Here is a 13,747-nt window from a genome sequence, read left to right on the forward strand (position 1 = left end):
ATTCTTTTTTTAAAATTTAAAAAGAAAGAGGCTACTCGAGTATTTGATAATAGCCGACTTCAGGCTCAAAAATTTCTCCTTCCGCAAGGAGAGCTCTAACTGCATCCTCAATTGTCTCTGGATCGTATTTATCTTGAAGTTTTCTCTGGATGAACTTCAATGAAACCGCAGTTCCCTTTGACCTAAGTATCTCCAACACGGCCTTCTTGGCCTCTTCAAGTTCCTTACTAACTTCTGCAGATTCCTCCTCAAACAATTCCTCCTCAAAAGCAGCCTCTTCGGCTTTTTGCTCCATTATTATGCCGTAAAGCTCATCTATTGTAGTGAGCAAATCTTCACTTATTCCCTTGTTCTTTGCGATAACCTTGGCCTTTGCGGTAATTCCATAGGTGTTGTATATCTCAAACGCTGTTCTGGCTTTTTTAATGTGCTCAACCTTGTCTTTAAGTGCCTCATATCGGTGCAGTATCCACATATTAGGATCGACTTTGCTAACTCCCTCAACGAGTATTTGTTTGTCATCTCTCCACTCGGCTATCTTTCCGATCAACTGAACCATGTCTCCTCTCTTTACCAAGCGGACAAACTTAGTGTCGTCTCTAAATCCAAGAACCCATATCACTCCAGTTCCATCATCTACTTGGAACTTTCCATAAGTTTCATCTTCCGCAATTATGGGCTCTCTAACCACTGTTCCCACTATCTTTGCCCTATATACTTTTCTTGCATCCTTTGTGATAAGGTAATTTGGTTCGAAATCTCCCTCGCTCTTAACATAAAATCCCTCTAGAATGTCTTTTATGTAAACCCTTGTTGAAGGTAATCTCTTTTTCATTCTAACCACCACACAAGAGCGTTTTCAAGTTTAGGTAAGAGTTTCTTCTCTAGTTCTTGAATCTCTTCAAGGTACTCCAGATTTACATTGCTGAAATCTTGAACCACCTCTCCATATATGTGAACCTTTTCGTTCCTAATGACCCTGCCAATTACCCTAACCGTTTGTCCAATTTTGGGCAAGATGTTTTCCTCACATTCAATGGCTATAACTCCAGTTCCGTCATCAAGCCAAAAGATATAGTCTATTTTGTCAACTTTAACAACCTTGCCGACCAGTGAAACTCTAACATCTTCCGGAGTTATCTCTGCAATTTTCTTTTCAACCGCAGGTTTTCTTCTCCTAATTTGAGGAACTTCTTCCATCTCACTCTACCTCCTTCAAGAGCTCTCTCCTGACTCTTTCAATTTCTCTTTCATACTCAACCTCATCCCATGAGGATGCTTTCAATATAAGCCCCAAGAATCTGTCCTCAACGACGTTTCCCCTGACGATTATCTCTTTTCCGAGAACATGGTAGAACTCTTCTTCTGCAAGCTTTCTTCCGGCTTCCCTCATAGTTAAGCCAGTATTTACAAGCTCTTTAAGCTTCTCGCTAATATCTTCCGGCTCAGCTCCGAGAATCTCCACTACATCGTCTCCAAAGAGGGTAACCCTTATGTAGCCTGTCGAGTCATCGAGACCAAAGTCCAGTATGGTGGCTTTTATAGGTTTAACCTCACCGTGCTCTATACACACCCATGTCTCCGTTGCCGGATCATAGTCAACTTTTCTCCTGCACTGAGGACATGCATCGTATGCTATAACCCTGTAAAGCTTCGCTATTGTACCCCTAACTTCAACGAACTTTTCTCCACCCATCAAGTCCCCTATGTTTTTTCTCGTGTAGTTGTAGCTCCTAACCTCCTCAATTGGTGGGATTTCCTTAACCCTTGGATCTTCGGGATTTATTATAACTCTGCTCCTGAAGTTAACATGAAGCTCTGGAAGGCCTCTAAGACTTTCTCTCACATCCGCATTTATAATTTTGATCACTGTACCGGGCTGGATCTCATTATAATACTTTGCGATCTCAGAATCCCACAAAACAACCCTTGCCCTTCCAGTGTTGTCGTAGATTAAAAGAGCAGCAACCCTTCCTGTTGAGCCATCCCTCTTAGTGTATTCTCTAACAGGATACTTGCGCAAAACCCTACCAACTACGTTTATGTTCCTCATTCCAGGAACTAAATCGGCAATATGGATCAGAGCAGGCTCTTCCTCCTCGGTTTCTACTCCAAGCTGTTCTGCCAAAAGAAGTGCGGCTGCGTGTTCAGAGATTTCATTAGTCTGAGCTATCTCCTTGATTTTACGCTCTATTTCCTTTAGACTCATACCCGTTTTTTTCCTTATCCTATCCACAATCTCCTCTTTCGTTATAACCGTCATATACACTCACCTGAATAGTAATTCGCAGAGCAGGTATTTAAAGTTTTTGAATCTTTAATAAACCCTTAAAATTTCTTCATAGTGCAGAAAAAGAAAAACGAGCGGTATAAGAAATTACTACTCCACGTTTTTCTCTTCTTGTTGCTTCTCTATTTTTGCTATTAAGTCGGAATATTCGGCATGAACAACCTTTTTGAAGGCTTCCTTTATTATCAAGGGGTCGTTTTCTGGGAATCCATAAAGCTCTGCAAACTTCTGGGTTGTTCCAAGGATTTTAGTCCTCTCATACGGCTCTGCATAGATAAGACCCATTTCTAACAGGCGTTTTATGTGTTCATAGGCTTGGCTTCCCCTGAGCTTTACCAGTTTGCTCTGCTCTATTGGCTGTAGATAAGCTATCAAAGCAAGAGTTTTGAGCTCTCCAGTTCTCAGATCTGGCCTTGGCATGAGGTGAATAACCCTTTGGGAGTATTCTTGTTTAACCTGCATCACATATTTATCACCGAGAACCCTTACAACTTCTATGGCACTTTTCCTCTCGGCATATTCAGCCGCTATAAGTTCAATAAGCTTTTCAAGATAGTCGAGGGATTTAATTCCAAGGGCTTTAGATAGCTCTTTAAGGCTTAAAGGTCGTCCCGCAACAAACAGGGCAGCCTCCACCAAGGCCTTATCCTCTATTAATCCCATAATCATCACCTAAGGACAGTTTTCGGATTAACACATTATTGTCTTTTCTGTTTTATATCGCTTTCGATCCTTCCATTACTTTTCATAGAAGATTTCATAGTGCTGGACGTACTTCTCTTTCTCCAGAAGGAACTCGTCGTCCTCGGGATAGTATTTGGCCAGCTCAGGGTTTTCACCCGCGAACTTCTTGATGGAGTCCCATGAATCCCATATCGTCACGAGCAAGAAGTGAATCTCTTTCTCCTCGTCCCTCCTCGTGAAGTAGAGCTTCAAAAGTCCATCAACAGAACTGTAATCTGGAACTGCCCGCTCTATCAAAAAGCGCTCGTAGGCATCTCCTTTCTCCCTCGGCACGCGCCCGTGCCATAGCCTCATGATTGCCATATTAACACCTCATTACTCTCGGAGTTTGGGTTTATAAAAAGTTATCTCACTTTTTTAGTGTCCACCATGCACTCTTAAAGAAGCTTATGAGTCCAATCAAAGCCCCAAAGAGCCATAGAGCCACAATTATTAAGTACTTCAGCTCGTGGATGAAAAGCTTCAGGGTGGAGAAGGCAACTCCCGAGATAATCCAAACGAGTGAGAGCATAACCAATCCATTCAAGGAGGGAGCAACAATACGCTCAACTTCCACCCCTCTCGATTTCTTGAGCGATCTGTAGAGGAGATAGAACGTGAGAGCGTAGAGGAACCAGATAAAGGCCTGAGCTCCAAGCCCCGGTATTGCTTCCCTCTTTATTCCCAGGCCAAGGACAATGTAATAGACCAAAAGGAGGGGAATAAGAACCCTTAGCTCTTTCAACGTGGGAAGGAGGTCGTCCAGGTTTTCTCCTTCATAGTGCTTTCTCCACCACCATATGAGAAGAAGGATTACGGTTAATGTTGATGCTAGAGACAGGAAGGAGTGGAGCGGTGAGGGAGAGTTTGAGCTCTCCAGGGCCCCGAGAATGATGGCAAAGAGAAGGGGCCGCTTTAAGACGAATTCGGGAAGTAGCTTTCTCCTTGAGGTCAGCAGTTCGGCAGCTCCAACGGGGATCATGAAGGACATGAACGGGTGCCAGAAAAACACAACAACGAGAAGCTCAAGGACGCTGATTCCTCCCACCTGAATAGGAGACTCCCAGTCCGGGTTCCAGATTATCTTGGTGATGTATGCCTCGTAAAGGCCGAAGATGATGCCCACCAAATAGAGAGTCTCAAAGCGTGGCCTGCCAAAACGGTAGACTATGGAAGCAAGAACGAGCGTGTGGAGGCCGTATAGGGGAAGGATAACGAGAACCCCCCAGGGAGAGAAGAAAGGGTAGAGCGTGGAGCCTATCGCCACCTCACCGAAGAGCGCCGAAAGGGAAGCGATGATGAACCAGAAGACGTACCTTTTTGGCAGCCTCATTTTAGCCCCTCCTCATGTGGGTTTGGGAATATTTTAAATATCCTCCTTACAGCACAGCAGAAAATGGAAATCCCAACGGCAACACCCGGAACCCAGGAGACGACCACCAGAGGCACAGATTTTGGGAGTAAGTAGGCGACAAACGCAACCACAAATCCAAAGGACGCAAAAATTTCCCGTGGAACCTCTTGCGGAACGTTTGCCACTTCCGAATGGGGTGATTTGACGTCAAAGTAGAGGAGGGCTCCGAAGAACGCGTACAGAACCCACACACCGGCCTGCTCTTCCAGCTGGGGTATACCCTCGGGGAACAAGTAGATACCGAGCAGAGCGTACATCAGGAGGAAGAAGGGAAAAACAACTGAAATCTCTCTTTTTGTGGGCAGAAGCTCCCGAAGGCTGAAATTAAGGCCCTTTCTCCTCCAGAGCCAGATTGAGAGAAGGATAGGAATCCACGAGGCCGATGGAGAGAGGAGAGAGACCATTTTTGAGGGCGAATTAACGGCCTGGTTTATCGCACAGAAGAGCACGAAGAGAACAAAAATTACATACAGAATTCTCTTGTTCCCAAGATACCGTGAAATCCACCCCGGAATGCCAGTGACCACCTCGTTGGAGGATATGAGGTAGCTTTCCGCGATGAGAATAGGAAGAGCGAATGACATCAAGGGGTGCCAGAGGAAGATGAGCAGGAGGAAGGGAATCACCGAGATTCCGAGGAACTTTGGCTCCGCTCCCCACCCGGGGCTCCAGAGCATCTTGGTTCCGTAGGCCTCGAAGAGCCCGAAGACTTGGCCTGCAAGGAAGAGGGTGTAGAGGTCAACCTTCCGCTTTTGAAAGGCTACGTAGGCGAAAACCAACATGTTCAGGGTGTAGAAGGGGTAAGTCACAAGGAGGCCAGGGAGAGTGAAGAATGGGAAGGGCGTTGAGGCCGTCACGACCTCTGCAAAGTAAGTGGATAAAGCCCCGAGGATAAGCCAGAAAAGATACTTTCGAAACTTTTTCACCAAAATCCCTCACAGGTAGTGACTTAGCACGAATATTACAAAGCCGATTGCGATTATCCCGAGCAGGAGGGCTATCACCGTTTCGAGCTTTGAATAATCCCTAACTTCCCCGGCTTCGCCCTGGTATCTTTCGGTCTTCTCCTTCGCCAGCATCCCGGAGCGCTTTACCGTTATCTGATCGGGCATCACGCGAACCATACACAGGCACCGGTTTCGTTCTACACTTCGAAAGTATTTTAGGGTTTCGGAATTTGCTAAGGCTGATTCTTTCGCGCTCAATCAAAGCCCTTGTAAAGAATTCAAACTCCAGCCTCGTCTATGAGGTAAAGCAACGCCGCCCTCTGGAAGGTCGGGATGAAGGGTATCGTCACGAGGATGCCCTTTAGGACGCCCTTCTCCTCGTATATCATAAGGGACTCCCTGGAATCGAGGATGAGAAGGGCTTTGACGGCGTAGGGACCTTCAAACATCAAGTTTATGAAGATGTCCCTGAGATCCTCCTTCCTCTGGAGCCTTCTTTGGTCAACGACCTCAACCCTCATTCCCTCAAGGTACTTCGGCCTCTTTCCTCCGAGGAGAAGGACGGTAACCTCAACCCCTCTCCCGCGGGCGTTCCTTAAAGCCCTCGCCAGCTTCCTGGAAAAGCGCCTGTCCACAAAGGCCGCCATGACCTCCCTTTGTGCCCCCTCGATGAGTTCCTCGGCCTTCCCGCGGATGTTCCACTCCCCCTGGAGGTACCACACGGGATACCACTCCTTCTCCCGCTTCCCCCCGCTCTTGAGGGAGATTATCGCCTCCTCGGCCGACTTTATGTACTCGTCCCTGAGTGCACCTATGACCTTTTCCGGCTCCACCGCGCGGAAGAAGGCCGGCTTCCCCTCACTGAGGTCAACAAAGCCCTTCCTGTGAAGCTCTTTCAGCACCTCGTAGACCTTCGGCCTTGGAACGCCGCTCTCCCTTGCCACTTCGCTTGCCTTTGAGGGGCCGAGGAGCACCAAAGCGGCGTAAACCCTCGCCTCGTAGTCCTTAAGGCCAAGACGCTTGAGATTTTCAACGAGTTTTTCGTCTATCATTGAGCATCACTTTGGGCTTCCTTTTTATCCTTTAACAACCTCGCGAACGCTGAGGAAGAGGGAGGTGGCAAGGGCGAAGGACGACGCAACGAGCAGGAAGTTGACCTTGAACGCCATGGGGAGTGAAAGTGCTGAAAGCACGGCTCCCCCGATGGAGGGTCCAAGGGAAGAACCAACGCTCCTGAAGGTTGTAAAAAGCCCGGTGGATGCACCTAAAACCTCCCTTGGGGCTGAGAAGGTGAGGGTATTGATGACCGCCACGTTGAGGAGTGCCATTCCCGAAGCACCGGCCGCTATCAGGGCTAAAACAACACCAAGACCCATATGAGAGCTCAGCGCCAAAATCAGGTAGGCTATGGATGCAACGGCACCTCCAGCGATACCCATAACTTTAGCCCCAACCCTTACCACGAGCTTTCCCCCAAGGGGAGCTGAGAGCATATACGCCACTACCATCGGAATCATGAGCGAACCGGCCCTGGAGCTCTCCACCCCGTAGCCGTAGGGTTTCGGAGATTGGAAAAGGTACGTCAGGGTCAGGAATATGACCTGGAACGCCACCGCCGCCAGAAAAGCCGCAATCAGGGAGGACGAGATGTTCCTGTCCGATATTGAGAGTGGAATGAGAGGGACCTCGCTCCTCCTCTCATGCATTATGAGGGCAACGGATGAGAGAATGAAAGTCAGGGCAGTAAGGACCGTTTTTTCACTTTTTATTCCCCATTGTGGGCCGTTTGAGATGAGGATGAGAAGCGAAGAGGCAGAGAGTGCAAAAAGCGCCGCTCCCGGCCAGTCAAATTCTTTTTCGGCTTTACCTGCACGGCTTTCCCTGATGGTAACGGCTATCAAGAAGATCAGGATTAGGGAGAATGGAAACACACTCCAGAAAGTCACTCTCCATCCGTAGTGCTCCGCTATGAAACCGCCGAGGGGGAGCGCTATTATGAGGCCAAGGCCGTTCATCGCCGAAATCAGGCCCTGGGCAAAGGGTGCCTTTTCCCTGGGGAACTGCTCCCTAACGAGGGCGTATGCGAGTGGAGCGGTGGCCATTCCGACCCCCTGAAGGGCGCGAAAGGCTATGAAGGCGTGGAAGCTTGGGACAAAGGCGTTGAATAAAACGGCCAGGGTAAAGAAGGATAATGCGGTGATGAGGAGCTTTTTCCTGCCGTATACATCACCGAGCCTTCCGAAGACCATGGCAAAGATCGTCCCTGATAGAAAGTAAACCGCGAGTATCCACGAAGCCTCGGCGGGCGTTACTCCAAACTCCGCCTGGATGCGCGGTATGCTGGGGATGAGCATTGCCTCAGCGTAGAGGACTATGAGGGTCGTAAAAGCTAGTAGAGGTGTTGCCCTTCTCACGTAGCTCTCATCGAACTCCATAGCTACACCTCCGCGGGAAAGACGAGTCCCCTAGTCCCGTCAACCTTAACCCTCATCCCGTCCTTGAGAACCTTAGTTGCGTTTCCAGTGCCCATTACAGCGGGGATGCCGTATTCCCTAGCCACTATCGCCGCGTGGGAAAGAGGACCTCCGGTATCTACAACCACGGCACTCGCAAGCTTGAACAGCGGCGTCCATGCGGGTGTGGTGTAAGGCGCCACGAGTACATCGCCCTTCCTGAGCTTGTGGAACTCATGCGGGCCCCTTATGACCTTCACAGTCCCCTCAGCTATCCCCGGACTTCCCGGGATTCCCACGACCAGGGCGTTTTCGGCCACTTCCCTCGTCTCAAGAAGAAGCCTCGGGTCTATGAAGGGAACGTCCCTAAGCTCCTCCCACCGTTTCTTTCTCCTTTTAACCTTCTCCGCTATGACCTCCGGTTCTTCATCGAGCTCATCAACCGTCAGGTAAAAGACGTCCGCTGGCTCCTCCAGCGCCCCCTCCCCTACAAGAAGCTCCCCTGCCATTCTAAGGAGCTTCTTCATGACCGGGATTGATGCCATTGCGTAGAACCTCGTGTCCTCGCGGAGCTTGTGCAGAACGCGGGCGTTTTCGAGGCTCCTGACGAAGGAACCCCTGAAGGGACGTTTTCCGAGAAATGAGCTGGACAGGACTCCCTCAAGGGCTTTCTCAAACCTGCAAGGTTTCTTTTCCATCGATCCAGCCGACAACAGTCCCTTGATTATGCCAATAACTATCTCGGGCCTCTCGCTCCACGTGCCGTGCGAGAGCATTGCGGAGCCAGCCGCTTCCCTGTGGCCGTACTTTTCGAGGAACCCGCGGAACTTCTCCAAAAACTCAGCGCCAGCGGGAATTCCCGGGAGAAGCTTGAGGATCTCTTCCGGTTCATGATTCTCAAAGAGCTCCCTCAGCTCTGGCGTTTCTCTCACGAATTCCGCCAGCCCTTCAAGCTCCCTGTTGGTCTCGATCACCTTGGTCTCAACGCAGGTAAATAAGAGCTGATGGGAATAAGAATCCCTGCGGGCGAGCTTAAGCATAAGGCGAACCTTCAGGTAGGAGAGCAGGATCCCCGGCAGGTATCTCTTCCTGAGCTCGCCGATGAGGGAAAGGTTATCGAGAAGACCTTCGATAGCCGATTTTATCTCCTCTCTGCTCGAGACTTCATCGGCAGTTGCTTTTATTTTTTCCAACCTAGAGAGGTACTCCCTAAGCAAGGGATCGCTTTCCCAGGCAGAGGGTTTGTACTTCAGCGCCAGGCGAATAGCTTTAAACGGGGCCAAGAGAATCCCTGGCCTCGGCCTCACGGAAAAGCCCGGGTTAACCTTCACGGGAATCCCGTCCTCCACGATAAATATCTCGTCGATAGCCGGGACTCCGAGACCGAAGTACCTCGCCACCCTGCCAACGGCATTCGAGAAGAGGGCCCTTATCCACTCGAGGTCCATTGGGAGGGGCCTCTCCGGCACTATCTCGGCGAGCGTCCTTATCAAGGTTTTTGCAAGTCTTCCCATCTCCGGAAGCGGTTCTGGGAGGGTTGTTATGGGACGGGCCTGGAGGATGAAGATTTTTCCTCCTTCGATGGCCCACTCGATGTCCTGGGGCCTTCCGAAGTGCTCCTGAATCTTGAGACCGAGGGAAGCGAGCCTCTTAAGGTCTTTTTCAGAGAGCACGAATTCTCGCCCTCTTTTCGAAATTCCCCTCATTCCGGGCCGCTTTTCGACCACTTTCCACCCAAAGCGGGTCTTTCTGAGGACGTAGTGGTCAGGTGTTACGGTTCCGGATACGATAGCCTCACCAAGACCGGGGCTCGCGTTTATAACGACCTCGTCTATCCTTCCCGTCACGGGATTTGCGGTGAACATGACACCGGAAACCTCGGCGTTTACCATTCTCTGGACGACGACGGCCATCTTCACGGTTTCGTGGGGTATTCCCATCTTCTCACGGTACTCTATCGCCCTATCACTCCACAGTGATGCCCAGCACCCCTTCACTGCCTTAAGAAGCTCTTCCTCCCCTTTCACGTTGAGAAAAGTCTCGTGCTGGCCTGCAAATGCTGCACCCGGAAGGTCTTCGGCAGTGGCCGAAGAGCGGACTGCAACACTCCCAAGATTCATCTCACGGTAGGTACTCACTATCTCCTCAGCCACCTCACGGGGAATTTTGGCCCTCAAAAACGCTTCCCTTATTCTTTTCCCGTTGGGCGGGTTCTCTTTTAGAGCTTCGCGGATTATTCCATCCAGTCCGTTGATTTTGAGAAAAGCGTCGTAGGCCTTAGTCGTGACCACAAAACCCTCTGGCACTGGAAGGCCGGCTCTCACCAACTCCCCCAGAGATGCTCCTTTCCCACCAGCCAGACCAATATCGGCCTTTTGAAGCTCGCTGAGGACTTTAACGTACTCCATGGTTTCACCCTTCAAGCGGTGAGCGTTTGTTAAGATAAAAAGTTTGTGTAACTTAAGTAGTTACAACATCCTTTTATCCTTTTCCCACAATTGATCTTTGGTGGTGAGATGAGCCTCAAGGCCAAGCTCGCGAGGAAGTTCGTCTACGCGGTCTTCCCGGACGTGAGGAGGTACACAAGCATTAAGCCGGCCTTTGAGAATTCCCCTAACTCTCCAGAGGGTCGGCTGGTGCCCGAGGTGGTTGCGTTATACGGAAAGCCCGGAGTGCATATCCTCAAGATGGTACTCGTTCTTCCATACCTTGTGGGCACGGCTTACTACGCCCGAAAGAGCGTGACGAGCGTACGGAAGAACCCGGGAAATGGCAAAAAGACCGCCCCGCCGGAGTTCTTCGAGGAGCTTGAGAGCTATGCAAAATCACTCGGCGTTCTGAAGGTCGGCTACACGAAACTTACTCCGGAGCTGGTCTTCTCCAACAGGGCTGTGCTCTTCGAGAACGCGATAGTGCTCATAGGTGAGATGAGAAAGGGGGAGATAGCGAAGGCGCCCGGCATTAGAGCCGGAATCGAGGTGTGGAGAACCTACTACCGCTTAACCCGGGCGGCCTACAAGATAGCGGAGTTTTTAAGGGAGAGGGGCTACAACGCCCAGCCCGACCCGGCAGTTGGCGGGAGCACGAACTTTCCGCTTCTGGCCCAGAAAGCTGGTCTCGGCCACATAGGCAAGCACGGGCTTTTGATAACCCCTGAAAACGGGCCGAGCGTGAGGATAGGGGCCGTTTACACCGATCTGGAGCTTCCCTACACCGACGAGCGCGTTTGGGAATACGAGTGGATTCCGGACTTCTGCGACCGTTGCAACGCGTGCGTTAGGGCCTGCCCTGCCCAGGCGATATACATCACGCCGAAGAGGGAAAACAGCCGGGAGGTGCACATAGACTACAAAAAGTGTGCCGTCGTCTTCTCAAGAACCCTCGGCTGCTCTGTCTGTGTAAAGGAGTGCACTTTCACGAAGGGGAGCTATGGGAAAATAAAGGGAGCCTACGAAAAGATTGCCAAAAAAGAAAAAGAGCTTGGAAAATGAAAGGGCTTCTTCGTTTGTCGTCATTTCCTAGGGAACCTACTTCCCTTGTATTCTTCGTTTATCGTCATCCCCGGCCAGTCGAGGACTCCCACGCTGGCCCTGTGTATCGCTTCTCTATGGTCGAACTTACCGTCGATTCCTATGAGCTTCACAAAGGCCACCTGACTCTCCTCGCCCGTCGTCGGCTCCCTCAAGGTCAGAACCTCTATGATGAGCCTGTCGAGGGAGAAGTGGGGTATGTAGTAGGGGATGACACTCCTTCCACTTGCGTCCCTTGGCCCGCTTGAGATTATCAGAACCTGCGGCTCTTCAGCGCCCATTCTCGTAGTCTTGCCGAGCTTGATGACTATCTTTATCTCAATGGTTATTGGCCCAACTTTTGATGGCCCCAAGGGGTCGTAGGGGCCGGGTGAACCTGTGCTCTCGTTTACCATCAGCGGGGGAACATCAATCGGGTTGTAGGGCCCGGGTGAGCCGTAGGTGTCGTTGTAGACTCCCTGGAGGAACGGACTGTAGGGCCCTGGGAACATCGGCGTGGTGTTGCCCCCTTGTCCTATCCTCATTGGATAACCCCACGGGGAGTTCTCAAACTTCCCCGAGGTTCTCTCCGGGTTGGGGAACGTTGGTGAGGGCTTGAGGAGGTCCTCTATAGTTTTACCTATGTCCACGTGGACAAAGTGTGGGCCCGCGGGGATTATCTCGTCAATCAGAGCAACTTCGGGGGTTACGGTGACGTTTACGGCTATTACCGAGTAGTTGCCCGGTTCAAGGTAGCTCTCCTCCGGCTGGCGGTAGACGATGTACGGGGGTATTTCAGTATCCCAGGGCTTGTCTCCCTCGGGTTCCACGATGAGCATGCTCTCCGGGTCTGGGATGAGCCAGTCGTCCGGTGGGTATCCGCAGTCGCTCCTAACAGTCCCAAAGTCTATGATGACACGGTCGTGGTCTACCTTAGGCCTTACCCTCCTGCACGTCTCGCCTTTCGCGTAGGGAATGTAGAGAACGGCCTCACCATCTAGGGGCGGGAGCTCGAAGTCCCCACCGCCCATGTCCGCCCTGTGGATGACTTCCCCCGTTCTCGGGTCGATGACTATCGCCATGTTGAAGTCCTTGGGGGCTATTGAGTACGTTCCCGGCGGAACCCCTATGGCATTACAATCAAAGCATTCCGGCCCAAAGACGCCCTGAGATGAGAGCTTTGCAACTTCCTCCTCGCTCAGTTCCGTGGGCACCTTGTAGTCGCCGACGACGAAGAACGTGCTCTCAGTTGGGTAAGGGCACGGGTTGAAGGGCGGAGCGGGGGTGAGAATTATGTCAAAGGGAGGCTCCCCTTCCGGTATGAGGACGCACCCGTTGACTCCGTCTATGGTGTAAATGCCCCCGGCAACGAAGTCCACCTTCACCGGCTCGTTTGTGGGAAATGAAGCGACGTTATTTTTCCTCTTAATCTCACGTATAATCACCTTGCCACTGGGGGTGTTGACCTTGAACGTCGTTGGCTTATCCCTGGGGAGGACGAGCTTTGGAACTGCCCTTGCCTCAACGTCCCTCCTCCCTTCTCCAAGAATGACTCCCATATCGGCGGAGGGGACGAGTATATGGACTCCTACAACTTCTCTGTTGCCTATTATCTTCTTCGTCATCTCGGCCATCTGCCTGGCGTCGAGCTTCTGAACAGAGAGGACGTCGGGGTGAGGCTCAAAGACCGTGAACATGCCATTTTCCTTTCTGTAGTACTCGTCTATCGGCTTGCCGCTCTTAAAAGCTTCCCAGTAGCTTTTCTCCACAGCGACCGTGAGAACGAGGTTCCTCATGGCTATCGCCTGCCTGAACCTAAGGAGCGAGGCGTTGACCAAGTACTGGAGCTTCCGCGTCTTGTTGTCCGTTCCCTCGGCAAGCTCCATTAGCGAGGCGAACTCCTCATCCGGGGTCACTATGCCGGGGCTGTTCATCATGGTGTCCAGCCGGGCTCCGGTCTTGTTCAAAAGCTCCTTGCTGTGTTCGATATCGTTGTTGTAGAACTCTATGATGCTCACCATCTCCTCAAGCCACTTCTCGACCTCCTCCTCGGTCATGTTCCCCCAGAGCCCCTTGGAGGTTTCAGGCGGTGTTTCCGTCGGAGTCTCGGTTGGGCTCTGTGTTTCAGTTGTTGTTTCTGTTTGTGTTTCGGTCTCTGTCTTGGTTTCAGTTTCCGTTGGTGTATGGGTGTCTGTTGTAGTGGTTTCAGTTTTTGTTTCTGTCTCAGTTTTTGTCTCGGTTTCGGTTTTTGTTACCGTCTCCTCGGGTCTGCTGACAGTTTCCGTACTAACACTTTGGTTTATACATCCAGAGATGAAAGCTCCAAGCAGCACTACACTCAAAAGCAGGGCAAAGCCTGCAAACCTACCTTTCATTTTTTCACCATCTTTTTCACACGGCGACAAAAACGT

Annotated in this window: 13 protein-coding genes; 1 reads left to right on the forward strand and 12 read right to left on the reverse strand. The window is 50.9% G+C overall.

Annotated features, from left to right (window positions below):
• Positions 1-31: 31 nt before the first annotated feature.
• The 11 genes from NF859_RS06025 to NF859_RS06075 form a co-directional block, all read right to left on the reverse strand.
• The gene (locus tag NF859_RS06025) at positions 32-835 is read right to left on the reverse strand and encodes an OB-fold nucleic acid binding domain-containing protein (RefSeq protein WP_252743441.1); all 804 of its coding nucleotides are present in this window, start codon (positions 833-835) and stop codon (positions 32-34) included.
• Positions 832-1,200, reverse strand: coding sequence for a replication protein RepA (locus NF859_RS06030; RefSeq protein ID WP_252743442.1), 369 nt, complete (start codon positions 1,198-1,200; stop codon positions 832-834). Before NF859_RS06030 ends, NF859_RS06025 begins: the two co-directional genes overlap by 4 nt.
• 1 nt (position 1,201) lies before the next feature.
• A complete protein-coding gene (locus NF859_RS06035; protein WP_252743443.1) occupies positions 1,202-2,263 on the reverse strand; it encodes an OB-fold nucleic acid binding domain-containing protein in 1,062 nt (353 codons plus the stop codon).
• Positions 2,264-2,380: 117 nt separating this feature from the next.
• The gene (gene scpB, locus NF859_RS06040) at positions 2,381-2,953 is read right to left on the reverse strand and encodes an SMC-Scp complex subunit ScpB (RefSeq protein WP_004069673.1); all 573 of its coding nucleotides are present in this window, start codon (positions 2,951-2,953) and stop codon (positions 2,381-2,383) included.
• Positions 2,954-3,028: 75 nt separating this feature from the next.
• Positions 3,029-3,337: an antibiotic biosynthesis monooxygenase gene (locus NF859_RS06045; RefSeq protein WP_252743444.1), complete on the reverse strand. Its 309-nt coding sequence runs from the start codon at positions 3,335-3,337 to the stop codon at positions 3,029-3,031.
• Between the two features lie 46 nt (positions 3,338-3,383).
• On the reverse strand, positions 3,384-4,346 hold the full coding sequence (locus tag NF859_RS06050) for an AF_0692 family protein (RefSeq protein ID WP_252743445.1): 963 nt from the start codon (positions 4,344-4,346) through the stop codon (positions 3,384-3,386).
• A complete protein-coding gene (locus NF859_RS06055; protein ID WP_252743446.1) occupies positions 4,343-5,353 on the reverse strand; it encodes an AF_0692 family protein in 1,011 nt (336 codons plus the stop codon). Before NF859_RS06055 ends, NF859_RS06050 begins: the two co-directional genes overlap by 4 nt.
• Before the next feature lie 9 nt (positions 5,354-5,362).
• Entirely contained in the window at positions 5,363-5,551 is a 189-nt protein-coding gene (locus tag NF859_RS06060; protein WP_252743447.1) for a hypothetical protein, read from the reverse strand.
• A 101-nt stretch (positions 5,552-5,652) separates the two neighbouring features.
• Positions 5,653-6,426 (reverse strand): TrmB family transcriptional regulator, encoded by a 774-nt coding sequence (locus NF859_RS06065; protein WP_252743448.1) that lies wholly within the window; start codon positions 6,424-6,426, stop codon positions 5,653-5,655.
• A 24-nt stretch (positions 6,427-6,450) separates the two neighbouring features.
• Complete coding sequence (locus tag NF859_RS06070; protein ID WP_252743449.1) at positions 6,451-7,809, reverse strand: MFS transporter; 1,359 nt, start codon at positions 7,807-7,809, stop codon at positions 6,451-6,453.
• A gap of 2 nt (positions 7,810-7,811) precedes the next feature.
• Positions 7,812-10,235, reverse strand: a complete 2,424-nt coding sequence (locus NF859_RS06075) for a PEP/pyruvate-binding domain-containing protein (protein WP_252743450.1) — start codon at positions 10,233-10,235, stop codon at positions 7,812-7,814.
• A 108-nt stretch (positions 10,236-10,343) separates the two neighbouring features.
• Between NF859_RS06075 and NF859_RS06080 the strand changes: the two genes are divergently transcribed.
• Positions 10,344-11,318, forward strand: coding sequence for a 4Fe-4S dicluster domain-containing protein (locus tag NF859_RS06080; protein ID WP_252743451.1), 975 nt, complete (start codon positions 10,344-10,346; stop codon positions 11,316-11,318).
• Positions 11,319-11,338: 20 nt separating this feature from the next.
• Here the strand turns inward: NF859_RS06080 and NF859_RS06085 are convergent, their stop codons facing one another.
• Positions 11,339-13,711, reverse strand: coding sequence for a hypothetical protein (locus tag NF859_RS06085; RefSeq protein WP_252743452.1), 2,373 nt, complete (start codon positions 13,709-13,711; stop codon positions 11,339-11,341).
• Between the last annotated feature and the right edge of the window lie 36 nt (positions 13,712-13,747).

It is taken from the genome of Thermococcus alcaliphilus (assembly GCF_024054535.1).
Taxonomy (GTDB): Archaea; Methanobacteriota_B; Thermococci; order Thermococcales; family Thermococcaceae; genus Thermococcus_A; species Thermococcus_A alcaliphilus.

Bases quoted from the DNA above. Each gene is read 5' to 3' on its own strand.
- NF859_RS06050 (WP_252743445.1), bottom strand. From the start codon at position 4,346: ATGAGGCTGCCAAAAAGGTACGTCTTCTGGTTCATCATCGCTTCCCTT.
- NF859_RS06030 (WP_252743442.1), bottom strand. From the start codon at position 1,200: ATGGAAGAAGTTCCTCAAATTAGGAGAAGAAAACCTGCGGTTGAAAAG.
- NF859_RS06035 (WP_252743443.1), bottom strand. From the start codon at position 2,263: ATGACGGTTATAACGAAAGAGGAGATTGTGGATAGGATAAGGAAAAAA.
- scpB (WP_004069673.1), bottom strand. From the start codon at position 2,953: ATGGGATTAATAGAGGATAAGGCCTTGGTGGAGGCTGCCCTGTTTGTT.
- NF859_RS06085 (WP_252743452.1), bottom strand. From the start codon at position 13,711: ATGAAAGGTAGGTTTGCAGGCTTTGCCCTGCTTTTGAGTGTAGTGCTG.
- NF859_RS06080 (WP_252743451.1), top strand. From the start codon at position 10,344: ATGAGCCTCAAGGCCAAGCTCGCGAGGAAGTTCGTCTACGCGGTCTTC.
- NF859_RS06070 (WP_252743449.1), bottom strand. From the start codon at position 7,809: ATGGAGTTCGATGAGAGCTACGTGAGAAGGGCAACACCTCTACTAGCT.
- NF859_RS06075 (WP_252743450.1), bottom strand. From the start codon at position 10,235: ATGGAGTACGTTAAAGTCCTCAGCGAGCTTCAAAAGGCCGATATTGGT.
- NF859_RS06025 (WP_252743441.1), bottom strand. From the start codon at position 835: ATGAAAAAGAGATTACCTTCAACAAGGGTTTACATAAAAGACATTCTA.
- NF859_RS06060 (WP_252743447.1), bottom strand. From the start codon at position 5,551: ATGGTTCGCGTGATGCCCGATCAGATAACGGTAAAGCGCTCCGGGATG.
- NF859_RS06045 (WP_252743444.1), bottom strand. From the start codon at position 3,337: ATGGCAATCATGAGGCTATGGCACGGGCGCGTGCCGAGGGAGAAAGGA.
- NF859_RS06065 (WP_252743448.1), bottom strand. From the start codon at position 6,426: ATGATAGACGAAAAACTCGTTGAAAATCTCAAGCGTCTTGGCCTTAAG.